Below are 24370 nucleotides of genomic sequence, written 5' to 3'. Positions count from 1 at the left end.
GTCAGGATGCGTCCCTGGCCGTGTCGGCAAGGCTTGCGGCAAGCTTTAATGCGGCAACGAGGCTCGTCTCACGCGCTACACCCTGTCCGGCAAGCCCGAAGGCTGTGCCATGGTCGGGGGAAGTACGGATAAAGGGCAGGCCAAGCGTCACATTGACCGAATCGTCAAAGCCGAGCGCCTTCGCCGGGATCAGCGCCTGATCGTGATACATGCAGATCGCCACGTCGTAACGGGCACGGGCCTCGTCATGGAACATGGTGTCGGCGGGCAGCGGTCCGAAAGCGTTGATGCCGTGCTGGCGCAGTGTGCTGATGGCGGGTTCGATCAGATCGCGGTCCTCAAGGCCGATGGCACCGTCTTCGCCCGCATGCGGGTTGAGGCCGGCAACGGCGAGACGCGGATGCGCCATGCCAAAGCGCGTGCGCAGGTCATGGTCGGCAATGCGGCAGGTCTCGATGATCAGCTCCTGCGTCAGCGCCGTCGCGACATCCTTCAGCGGAATGTGGATGGTGACCGGGATTGTGCGCAGCTTGGGGCCAGCCAGCATCATGACAGGTGTAAAGGACGTTCCGGTTGCCTTCGCCGCGAGATCAGCCAGAAATTCGGTATGGCCGGGAAAGCCGAAACCGGCTTCGTAGAGCACGGATTTCGCAATCGGGTTGGTGACGACTGCAGAGGCCTTGCCGGCAAGGCAGAGTGCGACGGCCGTTTCGATGGCGGTAATCGTGCTGCGGGCAGAGGCCACATGCGGCCGCCCGGCCTCGATTTCCGCGCCGATGGCAACCGGCAGAACAGGGAAGGCATCGGCAAAGATCGCGGATGCCGTATCCGTATCCGCCTCGCGAAACGCCACGTCGAGGCCGATCAGACGCGCGCGCGCGGCAATGACTGCGGGATCACCGATGTAGAGGAAGGGCCGCAGGCCAAGCTGCCGGCGTTTTGCCCAGGCTGCAAGGGCGATATCCGGGCCAATGCCGGCCGGATCCCCCTGGCTCAGCGCCAGCGGGCGATCATCGCCATGAAGACCGGTCGAGGAGACGTCCCGAAGGCCGCTCAAGGATAGACGATCTGCGCCTTGCTGCGCAGGTCCTCAAGATACTTGGCGTCGTTGGGGTTCTCGCTGTTCTTTTCCTGCTTGCCGATATCTTCGGCGCGGAAGACGACTTCGGCGGCCGTATCGTCAGATACCTGGCGCTTGGTGCAGATCGCCAGGAATTCGATGCCGCGCTCGGTCTCGCGGGTTGCCGTCGTGCCATTGGCAGACGCCTTCTCGATCAACGGTTTCCATTCAGGGGGAAGTTCCGGCTCCATGACGCGGCCGAGGCTGCGCACGGACACATCGCGCATGGTCTTGGCAAAATCCTTTGCCTGGTCGCAGCCCGGATAACGCGAGCGCGAGGATTCGGCTTCCGCCTTGCGCTTGCCAAGGATTGCCCCGCGCTTGGCCGGTGGCACAACGAAAATGATCTGCTGGAGGAAATATTCGGTGGTAACCGGCTTTTCCTTGTTCTGCATCATACGCTTCACCAGCTCTTCCGACGACATCTTGCCGCCAGAGCCATAACGCGCGTTGACGAGGCGCGGCCAGCTCATCTGAATGGCGATGAAGGCCTTGAAATGATCGACGCCGACGCCGGCCTTGTCGAGGATCTGTGCCATCTGGTCAGGTGACAACTTGTTGCTTGCCGCAAAGCGGCCAAAAGCCTTGTCCACCTCGTCGGTACTGACCGACATGCGCACGCGCGCGATTTCCTCGCGCTTCAGGGCTTCCTCGACCAGTTCGTCGCGGGCCATCTTCTCGAGGTTGCCTGTCTTGCGCTGCAATTTGAGGAAGGCGACCCGCTTGGTGATGTCGGTGCTGGTGATCGGCGTCTTGTTGACCACCGCCACCACCTGGCTTGCGGCAAAGGCCTGCTGCGGTGCCGGTGTCACGACGAAGGAGACAGCGAGTGCGGTCGCGGCAAGGGCCGCCCGGCGCAAGGCTATGCTGGCAAACATCATTCGTTCCTCCTGCGGTGGGGCGTCACCTTCAAGGGTCACCCGCTCATCCGGTAATGTACATCGCGTTCGATTGCATAATTCATGCGGCGAAACAATGACCTTCGCAAGGGCCGGCAAGCCGGAGCGCCTGCGTTTCGCCCGCAGGCTCCGCAAAAGCTCCGGTCAGTGCCAGATCCGTTCAATTGTCGCTGCTGTCTTCCGAACCGATGGCGATTTCGCCGAGCGTGCGGAAGGTGAGGCGGGCCGTCACCGTCCAGTCGTTCGGATCGGTATTGGCCGGCTCGTCGCTGTAGGCCACCGTGAACACCGTGCATTCGTCGGCATAGGTCATGCCGATGCCGCGCCGGATGACTTCCTGCTTGTTCATGTCCCAGGTCGCAGACGTCGCCAGAGACCAGTTTTCGTTGACGCGCAGGTTGTTGCTGGACTTCAGGTATTCGCCCTTGTCCACCGACCCGTATTCCGGCTGTGGCTGGATATTGGTGTAGACCAGCGAGCCGCTCGTGCGCGCCAGGTTGTAGTTGAAGCCCACATCGGCGCGGCGAAGGTCGAGCGATTTTTCATCGAACCGGCCCTGCACTGAAAGGCTGTAACCCTTGGGCAGATCGATGGCGGCCATGCCGACAAAATCGGAGACGTCCGATTCAAGGCCCGAATCGGCGCCGACATTAACCAGGTCAGGCGTCGAGAACGAGTTGAGGCCCGCCAGCTGATAGGACTGGCCGACGATGCCGCGAAGACCGATGCCATTGTCGAAGGAGCCATTGTAGCGGATGCCGACATTGGCGCGCGTGCCACCCTCGACGCGGTCGTAACCGGAGAACTTGTCACGGTCGAACAGCGAGGTCGCGTCAAAAACGAAGCTTTGCGCATCCTCGTTCGGCAGGCCGCCGGCCATCTGTTCGTCGGGGCGCACGTAAAGTTGCGCGATCGGCTCAAAGACATGCGTGCTGTTGTCGGTGCTGAGGAGGATCGGGTAACGCGCCTCCAGACCGGCCGTCAGCATGTAGCGTGTATCGGCATTGCCACCGCTGAAGTCACCGTCATAGTTGGTGGTAATGCCATTGCTGGTAAAGCTTGGCGCGTCCGAGCCCGTGGCGCGAAGCGCATCGCCGCGCGCCGCCAGAAGCGGCGTCAGCAGCAGGCCTTCGTCGGTGGTGAAGGTGCGTTCCCACTCGGCCTCGGTGGTGAAGCGGCTATAGCTGCCTTCCAGGCCGCGGAAGCGGGTGGCGCCACCTTCGGAGTAGAAATCATCTTCACGACGCGACAGGTTGGTGAAGTTCGACGTGATCGACAACTGCCCGCCAAACACCGGCTCCGGGGCATAATATTTGTAGTCGATGACCGGGTAGACGATCGCCTGCTGCTTTTCGGCCAGCCGCGAAGCGGTGTTGTCCTGCACGTCGAAATAGTAGTTGTGCAGATCGAAGGAATTGCGGTTTCCAAGGCCCGTCAGGTAGATGTCGTTGGTGAAGGGCGTCGAATTGACGCCGGTCAGCCGGTAGGTCTTGGAAAAATTATTGTCCGTCTGGAGCATCACGTTCCAGCCGAAGGTCCATCGCGGATTGATCTGGAAATGTGCCTTGGAGGCCACCATGGCGCGCGTGCTGGCGCGTTCGTCGCTTGTCCCGGCGTCAAAGGCACTGCGGCTCTGCTGATCGATGGCGGCAAAGCGCAAAATGTGATCGCCCGTCTCGAAACGGTTGCGGATCTCGCCCTGCAACAGCAGACCCTGCTTGGTATAGTAGGTCGGGCTGATCGTCGCGTCCATGCTGGGCGAGAAGACCTGATAGTAGGGTATGGTCGTGCCGAAGCCGAGCTTGTCGGTCAGGCTCATGCGCGGAAACAGGAAACCCGATTTGCGTTCGACCGTTTCGTCGGGAACCGTGACGAAAGGCACATAACCGATCGGCATTCCGAACAGTTCAAACTTGGCATGTTCCAGGCGAATCGTGTGGTTCTTGCCGTCGCGGATGACGCGCTGCGCCTTCACCTGCCAGAGCGGTGCCTTGTCGGGTCGCTGGGCACAGGGCAGACAGGCGGTGTAGACGCCATTGTTCAGCACCATCTTGTCGTCGGGCAGGCGTTCGGCGCTTTCGGCGGCCAGGCGCGTGTTATCCGTCGTCTCGACGCGCAGCGAATTGACAAAGCCTTCGCCGAAATTGTCGGTGACGTCCATCGAATCGGCATAGATGCGCGCGCCGTCGGGCTCGATCAGTTCGATATTGCCCGTCGCCATGACGCGACCGGTCTTCTGATCGTATTCCACGCGCTGGGCGACCATGCGGTGGCGATTGTAATAGATCTGCACGCCACCGACGGCGGTGACACGCTCGATATCCTGGTTATAGGTCAGTTCATTGGCGCGCAGGAGCATTTTCGCTCCGTCGGCGACTTCAGGCGCCAGAGGTGCGCTCTGGGCCAGAACAGGTGAGGGGCCAACGACAACAAGTGCTACAGCCGTGCTTGTCAGCAGGGCCGCAAAAAGCCGTCTGATATTCCCGCGGTCAATTACCGCCACTAGCCATCCTCCTGATGAAGCAAAATTGTTGCTCCGAGCGCCATGGCGACGACGACTGGAATCCAGACGGCGACGAATGGCGGAACAACTCCGCTGCTCCCGAATGCCCTTACGAGCACGGTTACAACATAAAGCACGAAGCCACAGACGATTCCACCCAGAATCACCGAGCGCGACTGCGCCATGCGGCTGAAACGGAGAGAAACGGTTGCAGCGATCAACGTCATTGCCACCAGAAGAAGTGGCATCGACAGAAGCGAGTGAAACTGCGTTTCCAGCGGCTTGGTGGAAATACCAAACGTGCGGGCTACATCAATTTTTCTTAAAATGTCAAAGAAAGCAACGCTATCCGGCTTCGAGAGGGATTCCTGAAGGAACTCTTTTCGAAGGTTGGTCGGCACTTCGGCTTCCGGTTTGCGTGACGGTGGTGCATCGGTGCGCGTTTCCAGAACGTTGTTAAGCTTCCAGTAACCATCCTCCAAGGTCGCACTCGTTGCGTCCTGTCTCAGAATGACGCGACCCTTCTGGTCGAAGTGGAAAAGCACCACGTCGCTCAGTTCGCTGCCGCCCTTGGTATAGCTCTTGGCACCGATGATCGTGTCGTCATCCTTGCTGATCTGGCGAAGCCAGGGCAGGAAGTTGGAGCCGCGTTCGGCATTGCTCGCCTTGCGCCAGTCGGTCTCGATATTGGTGGCCTGATTCTGTCCCCAGGCCGCCAGCGGATTGATGGCCATGGTGGCAAACAGGCCGATCATGAAGGCGCCGGCGACGAAGGGCATGATGAACTGCCAGACGGAAAGTCCGGCCGCGCGCGCCACCACCAGTTCGGAGCGGCGGTTGAGCGTGATCAGCGTCGTCATGCCGATGAAGAGGGTGAGCGTCGGGATGGTCTGCTGGAAGATCAGCGGCAGGCGAAGCAGGCTCATCAGCAGGCCGCCCGGCACCGTATAACCGACGAAGTTCGACATGCGCCGGCTCGTCTCGGAGAAATCGGCGAGAAAGATGATGCCGCAGACGCCGAGGAAGAACCAGCCGGCGGTCACGATGTAGCGTTTGAAAAAGTACCAGCTGAGGGTGCGCGAAATCATGGGCTGTCGCTCCCCTTGCCCGCCGTCACCCGTGCCAGGCGCCGTTCGGCGCGGTTCATCCAGTGCCCGGCAAAATTCGCCACGAAAGAGGGCATCCGCAGTTGCCGGTTGGTGGCCAGCATGAAGATGGCGATGAGACCCGAACCGATCGGCACGAGATAGACGAGCGGCACGAAGCTCGCATCGTTTTTCGAACCGTTCGACACATAAAAGCTTAGCCAGCGGATCGCAAAGGCGATGATCAGCGCCGACACCATGGGATGCAGGCGGGCGCGGCGGCTGGAACGGGCACTGCCGGCCACCACCAGGGACACGAGCGCAAACACCACCGGCAGCATCCAGTCCGACAGGCGCCGATGGATTTCCGCCCGGAAACTGCCGGGCGAGGCGAGGAATGCCTTGTCGGTCGGGTCTGGGTTGAGCAGGAAGCCAAGGCTGCGGTCGCCAGCATAGATCGTGGCATTGCCGGTCGATTCGGTCATGGTCGAGAGATCGAAGGCATAGGAGAGGAACTTGACGACGGAAATGCGCCCGTCCTTTGCCTTGCGGTGAACTTCGCCGTCGCGCATGGTCAGCGTCGTGCCGCTGTCGTCGATGGAGCCTTCGCGGGCGTAATAGATGAGGTCCCAGTTGGGGTCGCGATAATCGACCAGGAACAGGCCCTTCAGCACACGGCCCGAATGGCGCTCCGAGATCTGCACATAAAGCCCGTCCTCGATGCTGCGGAAGGTCTTTTCCTCGATGACGGAGGAGAGCAGGTCGGCATAGGCTTCCGCCACCATTTCGCGCGCACTGGTGCGTGACGCAGGCTCGACGAAATTGCTGATGAGGAAGGACAGCGCCGCAAGGCCGAGCGCCATCATCATCACCGGCCGGTAGAGCACCATGCGGGGCGAACCTGCGGCGTCGATGACGGCCATTTCCGAATCGTTGTTCATCGCGTTCAGCGTCTGCGTGATGCCGATGACGACAGCAAACGGCAGAACGACCGGGATGATGGTGGGCAGGATGAAGGTGGCAAGCGTCGCAAACGAGCCGATCGACTGGCCCGTGTCGGTCACCAGATTGATGCGGCCGAGCACCTGTATGGTCCAGATGATGGTCAGCACCGGAACGAGGGTGACCAGGAACATCTGGAAGGATCGCCGCAATATGTAGAGTTCGAGGAGCTTCATTCTGATCCGGTACGTCGCTTCACTGCGGCCACGATTGGCGTTCTATGCAATTTGCCGCGCCATGGCGACAGTGACTTTTTCACAAAACTGTTTGTGGTCACTGTTTTTTTTCCGGCTGTGTCATTTGGAAGTATGTGGCAACCGCGGCATAAACGACGCAGGACGACAGGAAGCCCAGCATCACATCGGACAGATAGTGCCCGCCGAACGAAATCCTGAGCGCCGGCGGGATGAGGCAGATGGCAAACATCGGCGGCCCGAGGATCGGTCGAAGCGGCGGCGGCAGAAGCACGATCAGGCAGACGAGCCACCCGGCGCCCGCCGCCTCGCCCGAAATGAACGAGCAGTTGTTTGTACAGGCGCCGTCCAGCGTGCCGGCGGCGGTAAAGAGATCCGGTCCGCCGAAAAGATCCGTCTGGTAGGGGCGCGGCCTGCCGGAAATCGTCTTCAGCACAAGGTTCACCAGCACATAGGGGCCGGCGACGAAGGAAATGAGTGCAATCGAGTAGCGGCGCGTGGCAGCTGCACTGTAGGTCGCACCATGGTGCTGGAGGTTGCGGATCAGCAGGATCAGGATCACCCCGGCAACGGAGACCGGCAGATAGAAGAAGAACTTGCGGATCATCACCAGCAGCCATTGCTGCGAATAGGGAAACAGCCCGCAGATGCGGCCCGCCGCAAGCTCTGCGCCACAGGCCGTTTCCCGGAAGAAGGTCCGCGCGACATCGATGTCGAGGCCGGGAAAGACATAGAAGATTGCAAGCAGCAACCACCAGGCGCCCATGAGCGTGATCAGCCACGTCGCTGGACGGCGAAAGAGAACCCGGGCGCGGCGCCCGGAAAACTGACCGCGTGACTGGAACGTGTATGCCAAAACGGTTAAGCCTTCGGTGAGCGGTGCAGGTGACTTTAGCCGTTAAGAGTGCTCAATGACAATATTGCGACGCTGGTGTGGAACCTTTGTGCCGCCACCCTTGCCGTTCAAGTGCCATTGTCCCAGATTGGCCCTGACGTATTACCACATCCTCTGCATCCGGAGATAAAATGTCTGTTCAGTACACGATCCGTTTCGCACCATCCGCACCTGCCGATGGTGGCCTTGCCATTGCCCTGCAGCTGTCGGGCGATCATGCGCCTGCAGGGCTTTCGGTCGCCGATCCGGCAGGTGTGATTGCGCGCGCCGCCGGGATTTCGGGCTTTTCGGCCAAGCAGATGGGTGTGCTGGAGCTTCTGGCGCCGCACCAGTCTCCATTCGACCGCGTGGTGGTGATCGGGCTTGGCAAGCCGGACGAACTGAAGGCCTATGACTGGCTGCGCGCCGGCGGCAAGGCATCCAGCGTGATCAAGCGCGCCGAAACCGCAACCGTGTTCCTCGATGCACCGGGCACTGAGATCACGCCTGAGAAGGCTGTGGATTTTGCCACCGGCCTTCTGCTGCGCGCCTACAGTTTCGATGCCTACAAGACAAAAAAGAAGGACGACGAGGACAAGGCGGCAAAAGCCGTCACGATTACCATCGTCACATCAGCCCATCAGGCGGCAACAGAGCTACTCGTTTCGGCTGAGGCAGTCGCCGGCGGCGTCAATCTTGCCCGCGAACTCGTCAACCTGCCGCCGAACGTGCTTGGCCCCGTCGAATTTGCCGATCGTGCCAAGGCGCTCGAATCGCTTGGGGTTGAGGTGGAAATTCTCACCGAAACCGAAATGAGTGAACTCGGCATGGGCGCGCTGCTCGGCGTTGCTCAAGGCTCGTCGCGTCCGGCCCGCATGGCCATCATGCAGTGGAACGGCGGAACAGCCGGCGAGGCGCCGCTCGCCTTCGTCGGCAAGGGCGTCGTCTTCGATACCGGCGGCATCTCGATCAAGCCGGCCGCCAGCATGGAAGACATGAAGGGCGACATGGGCGGGGCGGCTGCCGTCACCGGCCTCATGCACACGCTTGCCGCCCGCAAGGCCAAGGTGAATGCCATCGGCATTATCGGGCTTGTGGAAAACATGCCCGACGGCAATGCCCAGCGCCCCGGCGATATCGTCACCTCCATGTCCGGCCAAACCATCGAGATCATCAACACCGATGCGGAAGGCCGCCTCGTGCTGGCCGATGCGCTCTGGTATACGAAAGAACGCTTCAAGCCGCGCTTCATGATCAATCTGGCCACGCTTACCGGTGCCATTCTGGTGGCGCTCGGCAATCTGCAGGCGGGCCTCTTCTCCAACGATGACGAACTGGCCAACGGCCTTCTTGTCGCCGGCGAGGAAAGTGGCGAAAAGCTGTGGCGCATGCCGCTCGGCAAGGAGTACGACAAGATCATCGATTCGAAGTTTGCCGACATGAAGAACAGCGGCGGGCGTTATGCCGGATCGATCACGGCTGCCCAGTTCCTGAAGCGCTTCGTTGGTGAAACCCCTTGGGCGCATCTGGATGTCGCGGGCACCGCCATGGCCTCGCCCTTCAACGAGATCAACCAGTCCTGGGGTTCCGGTTACGGCGTTCGCCTGCTCGACCAGCTGGTGCGCGATCGCTACGAGGCGTGACGGCTGAATGACCGAGGTTCTCTTCTACCATCTGACCGAATCGAAGCTTGAGGAGGCGCTGCCGGCGCTTCTCGAAAAAAGCGTCGAGCGGGGCTGGCGCGTTGTGCTTCAGACGGTGGGAGAGGCGCGCCGCGATGCGCTCGACCTTCATTTGTGGACCTATCGGGAGGAAAGTTTCCTCCCGCATGGCACCGATCAGGGGGATATGGCGGAACACCAGCCGGTGCTTCTGACGGTCACCGGCGCCAATGCGAACGGCGCCACGGTTCGCTTCATGGTGGATGGCGCCGAGCCGGCCGATCTTTCGCCCTATGAGCGCGTGGTCTTCATGTTCGATGGTTATGACGCTGCCCAGCTGGAGGGCGCGCGGGGGCACTGGAAGCAGCTGAAGATGCAAGGTCACCAGCTCACCTACTGGCAGCAGTCTGAAGAGGGGCGCTGGGTCAAGAAGGCGTGAGCGACACGCCCTGCATGCCGCCAGCCAGTCTGCTCTCGCTACGGCTACTTGTGCATCGCAGCATGCCTTGCTAGCGGTAGGTATCCTCGAAACTCGGAGTTTGGATGCCATGAACGCGAACGCCCCGGTCAATACCCGCACCGCCGACCATCCGGTCGCAGATGTCTTTCCCGCCCGCTGGTCGCCGCGCGCCTTTACCGATGCGACGATGAGCGAAGAAAAGCTGCTTGTCCTTCTGGAAGCCGCCCGCTGGGCGCCGTCTGCCTTCAATGCCCAGCCCTGGCGCTTCATCTATGCGCTGCGTGGCGATGCCGGCTGGCAGCCGATCCTTGATGCCATCATGCCGTTCAACCAGTCCTGGGCCAAGAACGCCTCGGCGCTTGTCATCATCGCCAGCGCGACGAAATTTACAGCGCCCGGCAAGACGGAAGCCAGCGATAACGGCAGCCACACGTTTGATGCCGGCACCGCCTGGGGCTATCTTGCCCTGCAGGCCCATATGTCCGGCTATGCCGCCCATGCCATGGCCGGTTTTGACAAGGCCGCCATGGCCAAGGCCGTGAACCTGCCCGAAGACCATGTGCTGCACGCAGCCGTTGCCATCGGCACGCAAGGGGAGGCATCGCTCCTGCCGGAAGCGCTTCAGGCCCGCGAAGTGCCAAGCCCGCGCCAGCCGCTCGATACGCTTGCCGTCCACGGCGCCTTCAAAGCCTGATCCGGATCGTCAACGAGATCATGGACCGATGAGATCGGATGGAAAACCGTTTTCCGGTTTTCCATCCGCGTCCGGGCCGGCCAAAACGGCTTCGGTCTGCGCCAACGCTGCCGGCATTTTCGCTCATTGGAACGTCAGCCGTTCCGAAGCCGGCGACCAACGCCCCTGCCTTGTTCAACCGCCACCCGCGAAGGAAACCGCTTGCCGCAAGGAACGGATCGCTGTCCCAAGGATTACAGTTGCAACTGCACGCGGCAAAAGCCTCCCGAACGGGACAGGCCTTGCTGAACATGGAGAACCCAGATGCAACTTCCCCAGAACACTGTGATTGCGGTCGCCGACGGCGAAAAGCTCAGCCTTTTCCAGAACAATGGCGATGCGCAAAATCCGAAGCTGAAGGCCATGGATTCGGACGTCATCGATGACTCGGTCATCTCATCCGGTGCCCGCCATCCCAGCAGTGCTGCCAATCCCGATGACAGCCAGCAGAACGAGGATGCCTTTGGTTCCGGGGTGATTTCCATGCTGAACAGCCATGTTCTCAGCGGCAAGATCAAGAGCCTCGTCATTGTCGCATCGCCCCGCACGCTTGGCGAAATGCGCAAGGGTTACCACAAGTCACTGTCCGACGTGCTGATCGGTGAACTCGACAAGGACCTGACCGGCCATTCGATCCAGGATATCGAAAAAGCTCTGGCTGCTGCCTAAACTGAAGGTTCGCGACCCCTTCTTCTATCGAAGACAGAGGGGCAGGGCCGCGGGAGGAGATGCAAAACTGCGTCAGGCCGGTGGCCTGATGCGTACCTGGCAGTAACCCTCGGCCGAAATTGCGCTGCACAGGTCAGACCATTCGCAGCCTGCGCACGCTTGGCGCGTTCGACCTTCTGTAAACGCGCCGCGCATCTGGTGCAGCCACGCTTCATCTATGCTGAGGCGTGAACCGGCTTTAATCGAATGGTTCAGCAGTTCGCCCACGTCATGCGCTGCCTTCTCATCGCGTTCGCGCACGCTTTTTCGTCCGCAATGCGGATCAGCCTCGCCTAGTAGCGTCGCACAGATGTCGTCCGGCCCCTCGACGATCAAAATATCCTCACCTTGCGACAGGCGCGCAGCGATCCGATCGTAATTGGCGACAAAGGGCGCGCTGTATCCTTTGCCTGCATAGGTTAGCAGGCAAAGGAGATGGTGGGGTCGCAGGCGGATGGTCATTTCAAAATGGTCTGGCGCAGAAAACTGTAGCCCATCGCTGTGCGCCTTGCCATTTCGGCAGAATTGCCGGCGCCGCCGTGACCACCGGAGCCATATTCATGAAACAGGGGCGTGTGGCCGGCCTCTTCAAGCGCCTTGTCAAAGCGGCGCGCGTGAGACGGATGCACCCGGTCGTCATTGCTGGAGCTTTCGATGTAGAGCGGCGGGTAAGCCTGTTCTGCCGCCGGTTTGATCTGGTGCAGCGGCGAATAGCTGAGGAGATAGGCGCGGTCGGCCTCGTCATCCGGGTTGCCATATTCGTCCATCCAGGCCTTTCCGGCGGGAAACAGGTGGAAGCGCGTCATGTCGATGACCGGCACACGGCACCAGATGGCGCCGAAATCATCCGGATAACGCGTCAGCATCACGCCCGTCAGAAGACCGCCATTGCTGCCACCGGTGCAGGCAATGCGCGACGGTTTCGAATACCCGCGCTTGACCAGATCGCGGGAAATGGCGACGAAATCCTCATACGCCTTGTGGCGGCCGTGGCGCTTGGCGGGTGTGTGCCATTGCGGCCCAAGCTCTGCACCACCGCGGATATAGGCCTGCACATAAGCGCCGCCCTGTTCGAGAAACCGGCCGGTGGTGCCGGAATAATGCGGGGCAAGCGAAGCGGAAAAGCCGCCATAACCATAGATCAGCACCGGCAGCTCGCCTTTGGTCCACTCTTTCGGCAGCACAAGGTGATACGGAACCTTGGTGCCATCTTCCGAGGTCGCTTCCAGAAGCTCGCTCGTCATGCCCTCAGCATCGAAATAGGCGGGCGAGGTATCTTCCGCCACCAGAACCGGCGGGGCGGAGATCGGACGCCGGTCCTTGTCGGACAGAGACAGCGTATACCGGGTCGGCGGCACCAGGAAACCGGAGCCGATCACCGACAGCGTGTCATCGCCCAGATGCAAGTCGGCATAAACAGGCGTGAAATAAAGCGCTTCGACGCCCTCAGGCAGAGCAATGCGCTGGGGCTCCGCCTCCGGCCGCGTCAGATCCAGCACGTAAAGCGATGGTGACAGGCGGTCATCCACCGAATAGACGGCGAAATGGCGCAGCAGCGCGAAATGATGCACGGCGCGTCCCGGTGCCGGTTCCACCAGAATGCGGCGCGTGGGGGAAAGCGGCTCCTCGCCAAAGGGCGTCAACGCCTGCAGCACAAGACTGCCGCTTGCCACCTGCTCATCGTTCTTGGCGAGCCACAGGCAATGGCTGTGATTGAGGTCGAAACCGATCTCTGTGGGAAGCGGCAGGCGCCGGGCGATACCCGCGGCGTCCTCCACCTGCACGCTGACCTTGCCGATCTCGTGACTTATGCCGAACACGCGGATCTGCCGCTTGTCCGGCCCCTCGTAACCGCCAAGTTCAGGGTCGATGATGAAGCCATAGCCGGTCACATCCGTTTCGGCGGCTGCAAAGATCACCTCGGCCTCTGCCGGCTCTTCGCCGCGCCGCAGCCGCCGTCCAACCCGTGGCCAGCCGGATTGCGTGGCAGAAAATGCGTCGATCGAGCCGAAATAGGCAATCTCGTCGCGGCTCAGCCAGTTGGCGTGGGCGCGTACAGCCGGCGTATCGAAGCCGCCCTTAACGATCTCCTTGGCCTCAAGATCGAATTCCAGAAACCGCGTCAGGTCCGAGCCGCCGTCCGACAGGCGCAAAAGCACGCGCGTCGGCTCGAAGGGGCAGGTAACGGAGCCGCCGAAGATCCAGCGCTTGCCTTCGCTTGCGCAGAACTTATCGACGTCGAATACCGTTTCCCAGGGGGCATCGGCGCGCGGGGCAAGATCTGCCGGCAGGCGGCGCAGCACGCCGAGCGGGTTGTCGCGGGAGCGGTTGAAATCAAACAGCCAGTTGCCGCGCCGGGTGGGGATGATCAGCCTGTCCTGGCGCTCCATCATCGCCTGAAGCGCTGCCGCATCGGCCTCCATGGCGGGCGTCGTCAGCGCCTCTTGCGAAGCGGCGTTGCGCGCGGCGACATAGGCCAGCGTCTGGGGATCGTCGTCCTTTTCGAGAAAGAGATCCATGGCGCTGCTCCTTTTGTATTCTGATGTGTAGTCGTTCAGGCGAGATCGGTGCGGCGAAAATCCTCGCCCACATAAAGGAGGGCGGCACCGGCAGCCTTGGCGCCTGCATAGGAAAAGCAGTCGCCGAAATTGAGGCGCGCCGGATGGCGGCCCTTGCCATAACGGGAGAACGCATCAAGGGCGGTGAGCGCTGTATCGCGGGTGGCCGGCAGAATATCGGCGTTCAGTTCGGCGAGAAAATCAGTGATCACCTTTGTCGCATCATCGACACCGATCTGGCGTTTTCCTGCGAGCACCACCGTCGCCTCGAAAATCACCGTGGGCGAGACGAAAAACCGTGACGTCGGATCTGCCAATGCCGCCGATATCCGCTCGTAATCGGGGCCTTCAATAAAATATTCGATGATGGCGGAGGTATCGAGGAACATCACGTGTCGCCCCACATCTCGTCGAGAAAGGCCTTCTCGTCGAATTCAGGATTAGCGGTGCCCATGCCTTGGTAACGCTGCTTGATCTTCTCCAGCCGTTCGGCGAGCGGCGGGCGTTGCTCTTCCTCTTTCACCACGCGCTCCAGCGCCTGGCGGATGGCATCGGTCTTGGTTGGGGCTTTCAGGATTTTTTGGGCCTGCTCGGCGAGCTGGTTCACCTGTTCATCGCGCACGTAAAGCGGCATGGCGTCACCCGTTTGAATATACGTCACCACGATAGTGTATATTCAGCCCTGCTACAAGCAAGGCTCAGCCGGCCATCGCCTCTTCATATTCGGCCGAAAGCTCCAGCCACTGCTCTTCCGCTTGCGACAGTTTGGCAGCTGCCTCACCACGTTGCTTGACCTTTTCCGCAGCCTTCGCCGGAGATTTTTCGTAGAGCACCGGATCTGCAAGCTCTTGATCAAGAGCCTGAATCAGTTTTTCCAGTTTCGCCGTCAAGGCCTCGGCTTCGTTGATCTTTTTCTTCAAAGGCGCCAACGAGGCGCGCTTTTCGGCATTCGCCTTGCGCTGCTCGGCCTTTTTTCCGGCGTCGGCAGCTAGGTCAACTTTTTCTTCTTTTTTTTTACCCGAGGAGACGATGAGATCGCGGTATTCCTCCATGTCGCCTTCGAATGTAGTGACGGTGCCGTTGTTGACGAGCCAGAGACGGTCGACGGTCGCCTCGATCAGGTGCCGATCATGCGAGATGAGGATGACGGCGCCGTCATAGTCGTTTAACGCCTCGATCAGGGCGCGACGGCTGTCGATGTCGAGATGGTTCGTCGGCTCGTCGAGGATCAGCAGGTTTGGTGCGTGGAATGCGGCAAGGCCCATCAAAAGCCTGGCCTTTTCGCCACCGGAAAGATCCTTGGCCGCCGTGTTCATCTTTTCCGTTGCTAGGCCCATCTGCGCCACGCGGGCGCGAACCTTGGCTTCCGGCGCTGCCGGCATCAGGCGGCGCACATGCTCCACCGGCGTGTCTTCCGGCACGAGATCGTCCAGCTGGTGCTGGGCAAAAAAGCCAATCTTCAGGCTCGGGGCCAGCCTGAGGTCGCCGGTTTCCGGCGGCAGACGGCCGGAGATGAATTTGGCAAACGTGGACTTGCCGTTGCCGTTCGAGCCTAAAAGCGCGATGCGATCATCCGCATCAATGCGCAGGTTGAGGTTTTTGAGGATCGGTTTGCCCGGCTCGTAACCGACGGCACCGCCATTGATGGCAATGATCGGCGAGGCCGGCTGCTTTTCCGGCTCCGGAAAGGTGATCGGCTGCACGTGGTCTTCGATGACGGCGGCAACCGTTCCCATGCGCTCCAGCGCTTTCACGCGGCTCTGCGCCTGCTTGGCCTTGGTGGCTTTCGCCTTGAACCGGTCGATGAAGCTCTGCAGATGTTTGCGCGCGGCGTCATTTTTCGCCTTCGACTTCATCTGCAATTCGTCGTTCTCGGCCTTCTGGCGCTCGAACTGGTCATAGCCGCCGCGATAGAAGGTGAGCTTCTTCTGGTCGAGATGCACGATGGCATTGACGGCATTGTTCAGAAGGTCGCGGTCATGGCTGATGATGATGACGGTGTGCGGATAGCGGCGGATATAATCTTCCAGCCACAACGTGCCTTCCAAATCGAGATAGTTGGTGGGCTCGTCAAGCAGCAGCAGGTCGGGCTCGGCAAACAGCACGGCTGCCAGCGCCACGCGCATGCGCCAGCCGCCGGAAAAGGCAGACGCCGGACGGAGCTGGGCTTCGGCATCAAAACCGAGACCGGCGAGAATGCTTGCCGCGCGGGCTTCGGCTGAATGGGCGTCGATATCGACAAGCCGCATCTGGATATCGGCGATGCGGTTCGGGTCGGTTGCCGTCTCGGCTTCCGCCATCAGGGCGGTGCGTTCCTTGTCGGCGGCAAGCACGATGTTGATCAGCGGATCTTCCGTGCCCGGCGCTTCCTGCGCCACCTGGCCGATGCGGGCGGCCTTGGGCAGCGACACCGATCCGCTCTCGGAGCCGAGATCGCCGGTGATGACGCGAAACAGCGTGGATTTACCCGCACCATTGCGGCCGACAAGGCCAGCCTTGATGCCCGTCGGCAGGCTGATGCTGGCGTGGTCGAGAAGAAGTCGGCCGGCGATGCGCGCGGAAAGGTCTGTGATGGTGATCATGCGGGCGTTTTGGCCGAAGTCCTGCTGCGATGCAAGAGAGACGGGCGCCTATTGCCAGCGCTTGCCGTCTCCAAGCAGGAAATAGACGAGATCGAGCACCACCGAAGGGCGTCCAAGCGCCGTCAGGACGGTGTGAACCTGCCCACGGTGATGGGTCTGGTGGTTGAAGACATGGGAGAGGATCGGACCAAGCGGCAGCTCGATTTTGTCAGGCATTGTGACGGGTTTATAGGAAATGATCGCCGAAAGGTCGGCCTCGGTCAGAGTATCCACCCAGTCGGTGATGCGCTGGTCTTCTGCGACACGGGCAGCGCGCAAGTCGTCAAACGTCTCATAGAGCGGGGCATCAAGCGAAGCAGGCACGACGCCTTCGCCGGTGAAGCGCTTGAGCCAGATCCGGTCTGCGGCGAGAAGATGGTTCAGGGTACGCTGTGCCGAGCCGAAGAAGGCACCCTTGTCGGCGCGAAACTCCTCGTCGCTCAAGAGCCCGCAGGCCTCGTAAACGCGGGCGTTGGCCCAGCGGTTGTAATCGGCAAACATGCGGAAATGCTGGGCCATGGGTTTCTCCAGTCCTTCGTTAAATCGGATCTTATGACGCCCAAACGCAAAAGGGGGTGATCGCTTCCATGAAATTTCCTGATTTGATCTTTGGCAGTGCGAAGGGTTCAATGGATGCTGTTTGCAATGAGGGATCCCGATGACCAGAATTCTCTATTCGCTCTGCGGCCGTGATGAGCACCGCCCGTTTTCGCCCCATTGCTGGAAAGTGTCGATGGCGCTGGCCCATAAGGGGCTGGATTTCGTCGAAAAGCCGGTGCCGTTTACAGACGTGCCGAAAATCGAAAACGGCTTTTCGAAAACCGTGCCGATCCTGCGCGATGGCCAGATGCTGGTGCGCGACAGTTTTGATATCGCGCTCTATCTGGAAGACACCTATCCAGACCATCCGACGCTGTTTGGCGGGGAGGGTGGCAAGGCGCTGTCGCGCTTTGTGGAAGGTGTCTCGCAAACGCTGGTGCATCCGGTGCTGACCAAGCTTGCGGTGAAGAACATCCACGACATGCTGGCCGAAACCGACCAGATCTATTTCCGCGAGAGCCGCGAGCCGCGCCTCGGGCGCAAGCTCGAGGATTTCGAGGCTGAACGCGAGGCGGAGATCGCCGTTCTCTCAGCCCGGCTGGAGCCGCTGCGCTATATGCTGAAGTTCCAGCCCTTCCTTGGTGGCGAAAGCCCGCTGTTTGCCGACTATATCCTGTTCGGCGCATTGCAATGGTTGCGCATCACAACCGGGCTTCAAGCGCTGGGGGCGGACGATCCGGTCAATCTCTGGTTCGAGCGATGCCTTGATCTCCACGGCGCCATGGCCCGCGCGGTGGCCTGATCAGGCCAAGGCTTCAACATGACAGCGGCGTGAAATTCGAAAAGGCCCTCTTGTCTTCGTGATTCGGGGCGGCTAAACACCGCCCACTTATCCCTAGAAAACAAGGATTTCTGGCAATGGCGATCGAACGCACCTTCTCCATGATCAAGCCCGACGCAACCAAGCGCAACCTGACCGGCGCCATCACCAAGGTTTTTGAAGAGAATGGCCTGCGCGTCATCGCTTCCAAGCGCGTCTGGATGAGCCAGCGCGAAGCCGAAGGTTTTTACGCCGTTCACAAGGAACGCCCCTTCTTCGGCGAACTGGTTGAAGGCATGACATCCGGCCCGACCGTCGTTCAGGTTCTCGAAGGCGAAAACGCCATCCTGAAGAACCGCGAAATCATGGGCGCGACCAACCCGGCCAACGCTGACGAAGGCACCATCCGCAAGACGTTTGCGCTCTCCATCGGCGAAAATTCGGTTCACGGTTCGGATGCTCCGGAAACCGCTGCCCAGGAAATCGCCTACTGGTTCGCTGAAACCGAAATCGTCGGCTGAATTTTTTGACCTTTGGGCGCCTTCCAAAAGGCGCCTGCAAGGAATTCCAAAGCGCCCGTGACACATGCTGTCGCGGGCGTTTTGCGTTTGAGGCCTGCCTTTCAGGCTGCCTCATCCGCCTCGCGCGGATCATGCCCCTTCGGCTTGCCGTAAAGCCCGATATGGGCATCGCCCCAGCTTTTCAGCGCCACCAGCACCGGCTCCATGCTGCGCCCGAGCGGCGACAGGCTGTATTCCACCTTCGGCGGTACCTGCGCATACACTGTGCGGATGATCAGCCCATCCTCTTCCAACTCGCGCAACTGGTTCGTCAGCATGCGCGGCGTGACGTTTGCGATGATGCGGCGGATCTCGCTGAAGCGCAGCGTGCCGGACAGCAGATGGTAAAGGATCACCGATTTCCATTTGCCGTCGATAAGGCCGACGGCTGCCTCCACGGCACAGCCGGGGCTGCAATCGAAGCGGGAATGGCGGGCCTTGGCCATGATGGTATCCTTTTCGACACTATAGGCTAATTTTGTGCGTATAGCTTTTTCGCAGCATAGAAACATATGAGGGGTGACACAACGCTTTGAAAGGGAACCACCCGATGAAATCAGTTGCATATCAGGCCGCAGGTGCGCTCGATCGGCCAGAAGCACTCGTCGATATCGAACAGGAAAAGCCGATGGCCAAGGGGCGGGACCTGCTGGTTGCCGTCCGCGCTATCTCGGTAAACCCCGTCGATACGAAAATCCGCCGCGGCGTGTCCGCAGCTCCCGATGGCTGGAAAGTGCTCGGCTGGGATGCCGTCGGCGAAGTGACCGAGACCGGCGAAGCCGTCACCCGCTTCAAGCCCGGCGATCAGGTGTTTTATGCCGGCGCGCTGGACCGGCCGGGCGCCAACAGCCAGTTTCATCTGGTGGATGAGCGGCTGGTGGGCAAGAAGCCGGCGACGCTGTCGGATGCCCAATCGGCTGCCCTGCCGCTGACGGCGATTACCGCCTTCGAAATGCTGTTCGAACGGCTGGATGTGCGCCGGCAGGTGGCGGGGGCGGCAAACGCCGTGCTCATCATCGGCGGGGCCGGCGGCGTCGGCTCCATTGCCATCCAGTTGTTGCGGGCACTGACCGATCTGACGGTTATCGCCACCGCCTCACGGCCGGAAACGCAGGCCTGGGTGCGCGAACTGGGCGCCCATCACGTGGTCGATCACGCACAGCCGCTGGCCCCGCAGGTGGAAGCACTGGGGCTCGGTTCGCCCGCCTTCGTGTTTTCCACCACGGAAACGCATCTGCACCTCGCAGACATCGCCGATCTCATTGCGCCGCAGGGCCGCTTCGGCCTGATCGACGATCCCGCCGTGCTGGACGCCATGCCCTTCAAGCGCAAATCCGTCTCGTTGCACTGGGAGCTGATGTTTACCCGCTCGCTCTACCAGACACCCGACATGGATGCGCAGGGCAAGCTGCTGGATGACGTCTCGGCGCTCATCGATGCCGGCCGCATCCGCACCACCGTCACCGAGGTTCTGCAGCCGATCAATGCGGAAAATCTGAAAGCAGCCCATGCCATCCTCGAAAGCGGCAAGGCGCGCGGCAAGATCGTGCTGGAAGGGTTTTGAGGCGGGCGTGAAGTTGTGGGCAGGCGGCTAAGGGCAGGGCCCATCCGCCTGCTCACGAAAAATCAGGCGTCGAGAGCCGCCAGCGCATCAACCACCCGCGGTATCGCCTCAGCCGGGATTGGCAGAACCGGCCGGGGCGGTGCGGCATGAAACAGGTCGAGTTCGGCGGCGATCGCATACATGACGCGAAAACTGCCGTACTGGCGAAACAGCGCCCAGAGCGGCTGGAAACGCTCGTTCAGCCGGTGGGTCTCGTCATTATCTCCGGCCTGGGCTGCGCGGGTCAGCGCCAGCGCGGGGGCGGGCAGGAGCCCGGCGACGACGCTGTACCAGGCATCTGCGCCTGAAAGCAGCGCTTCGGCTGCACCCCAATCGCCGCTGTAGCCAATGGGAAACCTGTTCGGAAGGCGCGCGCGCAACGAGGCCATTTCCGCCTCGAAACTGGCATCCACCGGCAGCGGCATCTTCACGGTCGCAATATTGGGCAGGTCCGCCAGGCGGACGATCAAATCCGGGCTGAAGGTGAATTTCGTCGTGCCCGGATTGTTGTAGATGACGAGCGGCAGATCGGTGACGCCGGAGACGGCGGAAAAATGCGCAAACACCTCGTCTTCGGTGAGCGGCGTGTAGGAGACAGGCGCCAGAAGCAGGCCATCTGCACCAGCCTCTGCCGCATCGTGTGCCAGAGCCTGCGCCTCATCGGTGCGCAGTGCGCCGATGCCGACGATGAGCGGCGTGCGGCGCTGAAGGGTTTCGGCGGCAATTGCCACGGCGCGGCGCCGTTCAGCGCGCGTCAGATAGGCATAGCCCCCGGTGCTGCCAAGGAGGCCGATGGAATCGACGCCCGCGCTCGTCAGGCGTTCGATCAGCCGGGACAGCGCATCCGCATCAACGGCGCCGTGCATGTCGGTCGGTGTGGGCGGGAAGGCGGAAAGACCACGCAGCATAATGCATCCTCGGTTACGGCTTGACCCAAGTCGTAACACCGCACCGGGGCGTCGTGAAGCGCCTTATGTCGGGCACGGGACCGGTGAAAGATCCACCACGCCACCCGCCTTGAACACTTTCGGGTTCATGTCATAGGCCGGGCCGACCACGATGGAATTGGCGGGCAGGATGCTCTGGTCGATGGTGGCAAGCACACTTGTTTCCAGCTCTTGCAGCACTTTGCCATCGCGATCGGCAAGCTCGATATGGACGCCGTAGCTTTGGCCTTCGCGCACGCACTGCACGTCCGGGCTTTCCAGCACCACCTTGTCCATCTTCGGGTAAAGTGCCTGTCGCGTTATCAGCGGCGCGCCGCCCTGCGGATTGTCAAACCGTGCAAGCGCCACGCCGCCTTCGGGAAGAGGCGCGGTCGGGCGCAGCGTCACCACGTAATTGGCCCGGGAAAGCCGGTAGTTGAAAACGAAGATATGGCCGGAAAACTCCGCAAGGTTTGCCGCTTCGCGCTGGCAGCCGACAAGGGTTGCCACGCAAAGCGCAAGGCCCGTTGCTCTGGCCTTAAAGGTTCCTTTCATCATCCTGCAGTTCCTCCTGTCGTTTTTCGTTTGTAGTGGCGGGCGGCCTTGGCGCGGTTGCCGCATACAGTCATGTCGCACCAGAAGCGGCTCTTGTTCTTGGAACGGTCGACAAACAGCCAGCCGCAATGCCCGCAGATTTTCAGGCGCTGCTTTTCCGGAAGGGAAAGCAGCCGCAGCGCCGAATGCACGGTGGCCGCCTCAAGCCCGTCTGGATCGGGGTTCTGCCGCAGCAGGCGGGCGGCGTTGTCCAGCAGATCGGCCAGAAGAAGCGGGTGTGATGTCCCCTGCACCTCAGCGCGAAAATGCCGGTCGATAGCTTCACGCAGCGAAAGGAAGGTTTCGCGACTGGCAGGATGTATCGGTTTCAGGTCACCAAACAGGGCCCGTTCGGCGGAAAATGCTGAGGCGGCCTGCGGGAAGGCCTGCAAATGCGCTGGATCGGCAAACCGGTCGATGCTGCGGGCAGGGTCAAACCGCAGGATCACGCTGTTGGCGACATCGAGCGCCAGCGCGCCGCCGGCAAAACGGTGAGGGGTCCAGGAAAAGGTCATGCCGCAATATAACTGGTAAAAACGGTTTTGCCAGTTATATTGCAGGCGTGGAGGTGCCATGTCCTACGCCCTGCAACAGCTGCTCAACGCCGTGCCGATTGCCAGCCTCTATGCAGCGCTGGCCTTTGGTTATGCGATTGCCTTTGCCGTCACCCGGCGGGCGGATATCACCTATGGTGCGCTCTTTGCCTTTTCCGGCCACGTGTTTCTGCTGGGCGCTCACTGGGGGTGGGACCGGCTTTTCCTGATTTTCCCGGCAGCGCTTGCGCTTGGCGCACTTCTCGCCGTCATGGTGGGGGCGGGGGGCGGCGTGTTGATCGGGCGGCGGGTGGTGGCGCCCTTGTCGCGCGTCTCGCCAAACGCGCTCACCGTCGCGTCGCTCGGGCTGCTGCTGGTGCTGATGGAGGCGGCACGGCTTCTTTCGGGCACGCGCCAACTCTGGCTGCCGCCCTTTCTCAATGCACCGATCACGCTCTTTGGCGGCGCAGCAAGCCTCACGCGCCTGCAGGCTCTCAACAGCGCCATTCTTGTTTTCCTGGTGGTCGGCGGCGCATGGTTTCTGGCGGCCAGTCGATGGGGCCGCAACTGGCGCGCCGTCTGCGATGATCCCCTGGCCGCCGAACTGTGCGGCGTGCCATCCGCCCGCATCTGCGCCGGCGCCTATGGTTTTGCGGCACTTTTTGCGTCTCTCTGCGGCCTTCTTGCCACCGCCCATTACGGCACGATGGATTTTGGCGCGGGTGTGGTATTTGGCCTGAAAGTGGTGCTGATTGCCGCTGCGGGAGGGCATGCTCATCCGCTGCGATCAGCCGCCGGTGCGGCCCTGTTTGGTCTTTGCGAGACGCTGTGGAGCGGCTACGGCCCGGTGGTCTGGCGCGATCCAGTCATGCTTTGCGCGCTCACCGCACTGCTGGTGTTGGGCCGGCGGGAACGGGTTCTGGTTTGAGCCGGTTCAGTCTTTTGTCCACTTCTCCCGCGCCGCATCGTCGGCGTCCTTGGCCGAGACCCAGCCGCCGATGGAGCCGTCTGCCAGATGTTCCTTCTTCCAGAAGGGAGCGGCGGTTTTTAAAAAATCCATGACGAAGTTTGCGCCGTCGAAAGCCGCTTGCCGGTGCGGGGCGCAGGCGATGACGAGAACGATGTTTTCCCCCGGCAGGATCCTGCCATAGCGGTGAATGGCGGTCAGCCCCAGCAGCGAGAAGCGCTCGATGGCAAGCGTTGCAATACGCTGCATCTCCGCCTCCGCCATGCCGGGATAATGTTCCAGTTCCAGCGCATCAAGGCTTGAACCTTCGTCCCGGCAAAGACCGGTGAAGGTCACGACCGCGCCGATATCAGCACGCCCCGTCGTCAGCGCGTGGATTTCCGTCTGCAGGTCAAAATTTTCGCTCTGGACGCGGATGGTGGGGGCGGGGTTTGTCACACGGATAACCTCACCTGTCGGCTCGAAGCGATGGTGTTCTTTGCCGCGACGTCCATGGTTTAGCCACCCGTCATCGGCGGAAAAATGCCGATTTCGCGGGCGCCGGCAATCGGTTCGTCGTGGTCGACATGCTCCTGGTTCACGGCAACACGGATGACATGCGGATATTGCAACGCCGCTTCATAACCTTCACCCAGGGTCTTCAGGTGGTTGAGCAGGTCGCCGGCCGTCACCACCGTGTCGGGCAGGTCCAGCTCTTCTTGCGGCTTGTCGATGCGCTCGCGCACCCAGGCGAAATAAACGATTTTCACTCTCATTCGTCGTCCGCCAGATGTTTGACGCCCGCCTTGAAATAATCATAGCCGGTGTAGAATGTCAGGATGGCCGCACACCAGAGAAGAACGATGCCCATTTCAGTCGTGTAGGGCAAAACCTTGTCGCCGGCGGGGCCTGCCAGCAGGAAGCCGATCGAGACCATCTGGATCGTCGTTTTCCACTTGGCAATACGCGTCACAGGCACGGAAACCTTCAGCGCCGCCAGATATTCGCGCAGGCCCGACACCAGAATTTCGCGGCAGAGGATCGTGATGGCCGCCCAGAGCGACCAGCCGGCAATCGTCTGGTCTGCGGCCAGCAGCAGAAGCACGGCCGCCACCAGCAGTTTGTCGGCAATCGGATCCAGCATGCGGCCGATATTGGAGGTCTGGTTCCAGATGCGGGCGAGGTATCCGTCGAGATAATCGGTGATCGAGGCGACCGCAAACAGCACAAGCGCTGTCCAGCGCGCCACATCCGAACTTTCCAGCTGCCCCTCGATGAAGAAGCAGCCGACGATGATCGGCACGGCAATGATACGCGCATAGGTCAGGAGATTGGGAATATTGTATGCGCGCGATGCCATGACGGACCTTACCCTGATGTGTGCTGTTAAGTGATACGCCAGAGACGAAGCGTCAACACCCTCGACGTGA

Annotated in this window: 27 protein-coding genes; 8 read left to right on the top strand and 19 right to left on the bottom strand. The window is 61.1% G+C overall.

What is annotated here, in order from left to right:
• Position 1 precedes the first annotated feature (1 nt).
• From pdxA to AC4CWH_RS10185, 6 genes are all read right to left on the bottom strand, one after another.
• A complete protein-coding gene (pdxA, locus tag AC4CWH_RS10210; protein ID WP_491318650.1) occupies positions 2-1057 on the bottom strand; it encodes a 4-hydroxythreonine-4-phosphate dehydrogenase PdxA in 1056 nt (351 codons plus the stop codon).
• Positions 1054-2001 (bottom strand): SurA N-terminal domain-containing protein, encoded by a 948-nt coding sequence (locus AC4CWH_RS10205; protein ID WP_491318649.1) that lies wholly within the window; start codon positions 1999-2001, stop codon positions 1054-1056. Before AC4CWH_RS10205 ends, pdxA begins: the two co-directional genes overlap by 4 nt.
• Positions 2002-2179: 178 nt before the next feature.
• Complete coding sequence (locus AC4CWH_RS10200; protein ID WP_491318648.1) at positions 2180-4522, bottom strand: LPS-assembly protein LptD; 2343 nt, start codon at positions 4520-4522, stop codon at positions 2180-2182.
• A complete protein-coding gene (gene lptG, locus AC4CWH_RS10195; protein ID WP_491281923.1) occupies positions 4522-5610 on the bottom strand; it encodes an LPS export ABC transporter permease LptG in 1089 nt (362 codons plus the stop codon). Before lptG ends, AC4CWH_RS10200 begins: the two co-directional genes overlap by 1 nt.
• Positions 5607-6785, bottom strand: coding sequence for an LPS export ABC transporter permease LptF (lptF, locus tag AC4CWH_RS10190; RefSeq protein WP_491318647.1), 1179 nt, complete (start codon positions 6783-6785; stop codon positions 5607-5609). The genes lptG and lptF overlap by 4 nt, the downstream gene beginning before the upstream one ends.
• A 97-nt stretch (positions 6786-6882) precedes the next feature.
• Positions 6883-7659, bottom strand: a complete 777-nt coding sequence (locus AC4CWH_RS10185; protein WP_491281921.1) for a phosphatase PAP2 family protein — start codon at positions 7657-7659, stop codon at positions 6883-6885.
• Between the two features lie 170 nt (positions 7660-7829).
• On the opposite strand from AC4CWH_RS10185, the gene AC4CWH_RS10180 reads away from it, so the two are divergent.
• The 4 genes from AC4CWH_RS10180 (at position 7830) to AC4CWH_RS10165 (ending at position 11200) form a co-directional block, all read left to right on the top strand.
• Entirely contained in the window at positions 7830-9320 is a 1491-nt protein-coding gene (locus AC4CWH_RS10180) for a leucyl aminopeptidase (RefSeq protein WP_491318646.1), read from the top strand.
• Positions 9321-9327: 7 nt separating this feature from the next.
• Complete coding sequence (locus AC4CWH_RS10175) at positions 9328-9777, top strand: DNA polymerase III subunit chi (RefSeq protein ID WP_491318645.1); 450 nt, start codon at positions 9328-9330, stop codon at positions 9775-9777.
• Positions 9778-9886: 109 nt separating this feature from the next.
• Positions 9887-10492, top strand: coding sequence for a nitroreductase family protein (locus AC4CWH_RS10170; protein ID WP_491318644.1), 606 nt, complete (start codon positions 9887-9889; stop codon positions 10490-10492).
• Positions 10493-10795: 303 nt separating this feature from the next.
• Positions 10796-11200, top strand: a complete 405-nt coding sequence (locus AC4CWH_RS10165; protein WP_491318643.1) for a host attachment family protein — start codon at positions 10796-10798, stop codon at positions 11198-11200.
• 72 nt (positions 11201-11272) lie between these two features.
• Here AC4CWH_RS10165 and AC4CWH_RS10160 read toward each other — a convergent pair whose 3' ends face one another.
• The 6 genes from AC4CWH_RS10160 to AC4CWH_RS10135 all read right to left on the bottom strand — a co-directional run bounded on the left by AC4CWH_RS10160 (position 11273) and on the right by AC4CWH_RS10135 (position 16937).
• Positions 11273-11701, bottom strand: a complete 429-nt coding sequence (locus tag AC4CWH_RS10160; RefSeq protein WP_491318642.1) for a DUF1284 domain-containing protein — start codon at positions 11699-11701, stop codon at positions 11273-11275.
• The gene (locus AC4CWH_RS10155) at positions 11698-13758 is read right to left on the bottom strand and encodes a prolyl oligopeptidase family serine peptidase (RefSeq protein WP_491318641.1); all 2061 of its coding nucleotides are present in this window, start codon (positions 13756-13758) and stop codon (positions 11698-11700) included. Before AC4CWH_RS10155 ends, AC4CWH_RS10160 begins: the two co-directional genes overlap by 4 nt.
• A gap of 35 nt (positions 13759-13793) precedes the next feature.
• Complete coding sequence (locus AC4CWH_RS10150) at positions 13794-14186, bottom strand: type II toxin-antitoxin system VapC family toxin (RefSeq protein WP_491318640.1); 393 nt, start codon at positions 14184-14186, stop codon at positions 13794-13796.
• Positions 14186-14431 (bottom strand): type II toxin-antitoxin system VapB family antitoxin, encoded by a 246-nt coding sequence (locus tag AC4CWH_RS10145; protein ID WP_491318639.1) that lies wholly within the window; start codon positions 14429-14431, stop codon positions 14186-14188. Before AC4CWH_RS10145 ends, AC4CWH_RS10150 begins: the two co-directional genes overlap by 1 nt.
• 64 nt (positions 14432-14495) lie before the next feature.
• Positions 14496-16379, bottom strand: coding sequence for an ATP-binding cassette domain-containing protein (locus AC4CWH_RS10140; RefSeq protein WP_491318638.1), 1884 nt, complete (start codon positions 16377-16379; stop codon positions 14496-14498).
• A 48-nt stretch (positions 16380-16427) separates the two neighbouring features.
• Positions 16428-16937 (bottom strand): DinB family protein, encoded by a 510-nt coding sequence (locus AC4CWH_RS10135; protein ID WP_491318637.1) that lies wholly within the window; start codon positions 16935-16937, stop codon positions 16428-16430.
• 139 nt (positions 16938-17076) lie between these two features.
• Between AC4CWH_RS10135 and AC4CWH_RS10130 the strand changes: the two genes are divergently transcribed.
• Both AC4CWH_RS10130 and ndk read left to right on the top strand, forming a co-directional pair.
• Entirely contained in the window at positions 17077-17760 is a 684-nt protein-coding gene (locus AC4CWH_RS10130) for a glutathione S-transferase family protein (RefSeq protein WP_491318636.1), read from the top strand.
• Positions 17761-17876: 116 nt separating this feature from the next.
• Positions 17877-18299: a nucleoside-diphosphate kinase gene (ndk, locus tag AC4CWH_RS10125; RefSeq protein ID WP_491281909.1), complete on the top strand. Its 423-nt coding sequence runs from the start codon at positions 17877-17879 to the stop codon at positions 18297-18299.
• A 101-nt stretch (positions 18300-18400) separates the two neighbouring features.
• Here the strand turns inward: ndk and AC4CWH_RS10120 are convergent, their stop codons facing one another.
• Positions 18401-18784, bottom strand: coding sequence for a winged helix-turn-helix transcriptional regulator (locus AC4CWH_RS10120; RefSeq protein WP_491318635.1), 384 nt, complete (start codon positions 18782-18784; stop codon positions 18401-18403).
• A 104-nt stretch (positions 18785-18888) separates the two neighbouring features.
• Here AC4CWH_RS10120 and AC4CWH_RS10115 point away from each other — a divergent pair, with 104 nt between their 5' ends.
• The gene (locus AC4CWH_RS10115; protein WP_491318634.1) at positions 18889-19902 is read left to right on the top strand and encodes a zinc-binding alcohol dehydrogenase family protein; all 1014 of its coding nucleotides are present in this window, start codon (positions 18889-18891) and stop codon (positions 19900-19902) included.
• A 62-nt stretch (positions 19903-19964) separates the two neighbouring features.
• Here AC4CWH_RS10115 and AC4CWH_RS10110 read toward each other — a convergent pair whose 3' ends face one another.
• The 3 genes from AC4CWH_RS10110 to AC4CWH_RS10100 all read right to left on the bottom strand — a co-directional run bounded on the left by AC4CWH_RS10110 (position 19965) and on the right by AC4CWH_RS10100 (position 21976).
• The gene (locus AC4CWH_RS10110) at positions 19965-20849 is read right to left on the bottom strand and encodes a dihydrodipicolinate synthase family protein (RefSeq protein WP_491318633.1); all 885 of its coding nucleotides are present in this window, start codon (positions 20847-20849) and stop codon (positions 19965-19967) included.
• 63 nt (positions 20850-20912) lie between these two features.
• Entirely contained in the window at positions 20913-21425 is a 513-nt protein-coding gene (locus AC4CWH_RS10105) for a hypothetical protein (protein WP_491318632.1), read from the bottom strand.
• Entirely contained in the window at positions 21422-21976 is a 555-nt protein-coding gene (locus AC4CWH_RS10100) for a CGNR zinc finger domain-containing protein (RefSeq protein WP_491321401.1), read from the bottom strand. Before AC4CWH_RS10100 ends, AC4CWH_RS10105 begins: the two co-directional genes overlap by 4 nt.
• Before the next feature lie 58 nt (positions 21977-22034).
• Between AC4CWH_RS10100 and AC4CWH_RS10095 the strand changes: the two genes are divergently transcribed.
• Positions 22035-22922: a branched-chain amino acid ABC transporter permease gene (locus tag AC4CWH_RS10095; protein ID WP_491318631.1), complete on the top strand. Its 888-nt coding sequence runs from the start codon at positions 22035-22037 to the stop codon at positions 22920-22922.
• A gap of 6 nt (positions 22923-22928) precedes the next feature.
• On the opposite strand, the gene AC4CWH_RS10090 is transcribed toward AC4CWH_RS10095, so the two are convergent.
• From AC4CWH_RS10090 to pgsA, 3 genes are read right to left on the bottom strand one after another with little or no spacing between them, the layout of a single operon-like run.
• The gene (locus AC4CWH_RS10090) at positions 22929-23399 is read right to left on the bottom strand and encodes a molybdenum cofactor biosynthesis protein MoaE (RefSeq protein ID WP_491318630.1); all 471 of its coding nucleotides are present in this window, start codon (positions 23397-23399) and stop codon (positions 22929-22931) included.
• Between the two features lie 59 nt (positions 23400-23458).
• Positions 23459-23716: a molybdopterin converting factor subunit 1 gene (gene moaD, locus AC4CWH_RS10085; protein ID WP_491318629.1), complete on the bottom strand. Its 258-nt coding sequence runs from the start codon at positions 23714-23716 to the stop codon at positions 23459-23461.
• Complete coding sequence (pgsA, locus tag AC4CWH_RS10080; protein WP_491281901.1) at positions 23713-24300, bottom strand: CDP-diacylglycerol--glycerol-3-phosphate 3-phosphatidyltransferase; 588 nt, start codon at positions 24298-24300, stop codon at positions 23713-23715. The genes moaD and pgsA overlap by 4 nt, the downstream gene beginning before the upstream one ends.
• Positions 24301-24370: the final 70 nt, after the last annotated feature.

The sequence above is a fragment of the Neorhizobium sp. PAMB6716 genome (assembly GCF_058242805.1).
This window is presented reverse-complemented; position numbering and strand designations above follow the sequence as displayed.

Excerpts from the sequence above, each read along its gene's own strand:
- AC4CWH_RS10205 (WP_491318649.1), bottom strand. The coding sequence starts at position 2,001 with ATGATGTTTGCCAGCATAGCCTTGCGCCGGGCGGCCCTTGCCGCGACC.
- lptG (WP_491281923.1), bottom strand. The coding sequence starts at position 5,610 with ATGATTTCGCGCACCCTCAGCTGGTACTTTTTCAAACGCTACATCGTG.
- lptF (WP_491318647.1), bottom strand. The coding sequence starts at position 6,785 with ATGAAGCTCCTCGAACTCTACATATTGCGGCGATCCTTCCAGATGTTC.
- AC4CWH_RS10180 (WP_491318646.1), top strand. The coding sequence starts at position 7,830 with ATGTCTGTTCAGTACACGATCCGTTTCGCACCATCCGCACCTGCCGAT.
- AC4CWH_RS10175 (WP_491318645.1), top strand. The coding sequence starts at position 9,328 with ATGACCGAGGTTCTCTTCTACCATCTGACCGAATCGAAGCTTGAGGAG.
- AC4CWH_RS10170 (WP_491318644.1), top strand. The coding sequence starts at position 9,887 with ATGAACGCGAACGCCCCGGTCAATACCCGCACCGCCGACCATCCGGTC.
- AC4CWH_RS10165 (WP_491318643.1), top strand. The coding sequence starts at position 10,796 with ATGCAACTTCCCCAGAACACTGTGATTGCGGTCGCCGACGGCGAAAAG.
- AC4CWH_RS10160 (WP_491318642.1), bottom strand. The coding sequence starts at position 11,701 with ATGACCATCCGCCTGCGACCCCACCATCTCCTTTGCCTGCTAACCTAT.
- AC4CWH_RS10155 (WP_491318641.1), bottom strand. The coding sequence starts at position 13,758 with ATGGATCTCTTTCTCGAAAAGGACGACGATCCCCAGACGCTGGCCTAT.
- AC4CWH_RS10150 (WP_491318640.1), bottom strand. The coding sequence starts at position 14,186 with ATGTTCCTCGATACCTCCGCCATCATCGAATATTTTATTGAAGGCCCC.
- AC4CWH_RS10145 (WP_491318639.1), bottom strand. The coding sequence starts at position 14,431 with ATGCCGCTTTACGTGCGCGATGAACAGGTGAACCAGCTCGCCGAGCAG.
- AC4CWH_RS10140 (WP_491318638.1), bottom strand. The coding sequence starts at position 16,379 with ATGATCACCATCACAGACCTTTCCGCGCGCATCGCCGGCCGACTTCTT.
- AC4CWH_RS10135 (WP_491318637.1), bottom strand. The coding sequence starts at position 16,937 with ATGGCCCAGCATTTCCGCATGTTTGCCGATTACAACCGCTGGGCCAAC.
- AC4CWH_RS10130 (WP_491318636.1), top strand. The coding sequence starts at position 17,077 with ATGACCAGAATTCTCTATTCGCTCTGCGGCCGTGATGAGCACCGCCCG.
- ndk (WP_491281909.1), top strand. The coding sequence starts at position 17,877 with ATGGCGATCGAACGCACCTTCTCCATGATCAAGCCCGACGCAACCAAG.
- AC4CWH_RS10120 (WP_491318635.1), bottom strand. The coding sequence starts at position 18,784 with ATGGCCAAGGCCCGCCATTCCCGCTTCGATTGCAGCCCCGGCTGTGCC.
- AC4CWH_RS10115 (WP_491318634.1), top strand. The coding sequence starts at position 18,889 with ATGAAATCAGTTGCATATCAGGCCGCAGGTGCGCTCGATCGGCCAGAA.
- AC4CWH_RS10110 (WP_491318633.1), bottom strand. The coding sequence starts at position 20,849 with ATGCTGCGTGGTCTTTCCGCCTTCCCGCCCACACCGACCGACATGCAC.
- AC4CWH_RS10105 (WP_491318632.1), bottom strand. The coding sequence starts at position 21,425 with ATGATGAAAGGAACCTTTAAGGCCAGAGCAACGGGCCTTGCGCTTTGC.
- AC4CWH_RS10100 (WP_491321401.1), bottom strand. The coding sequence starts at position 21,976 with ATGACCTTTTCCTGGACCCCTCACCGTTTTGCCGGCGGCGCGCTGGCG.
- AC4CWH_RS10095 (WP_491318631.1), top strand. The coding sequence starts at position 22,035 with ATGTCCTACGCCCTGCAACAGCTGCTCAACGCCGTGCCGATTGCCAGC.
- moaD (WP_491318629.1), bottom strand. The coding sequence starts at position 23,716 with ATGAGAGTGAAAATCGTTTATTTCGCCTGGGTGCGCGAGCGCATCGAC.
- pgsA (WP_491281901.1), bottom strand. The coding sequence starts at position 24,300 with ATGGCATCGCGCGCATACAATATTCCCAATCTCCTGACCTATGCGCGT.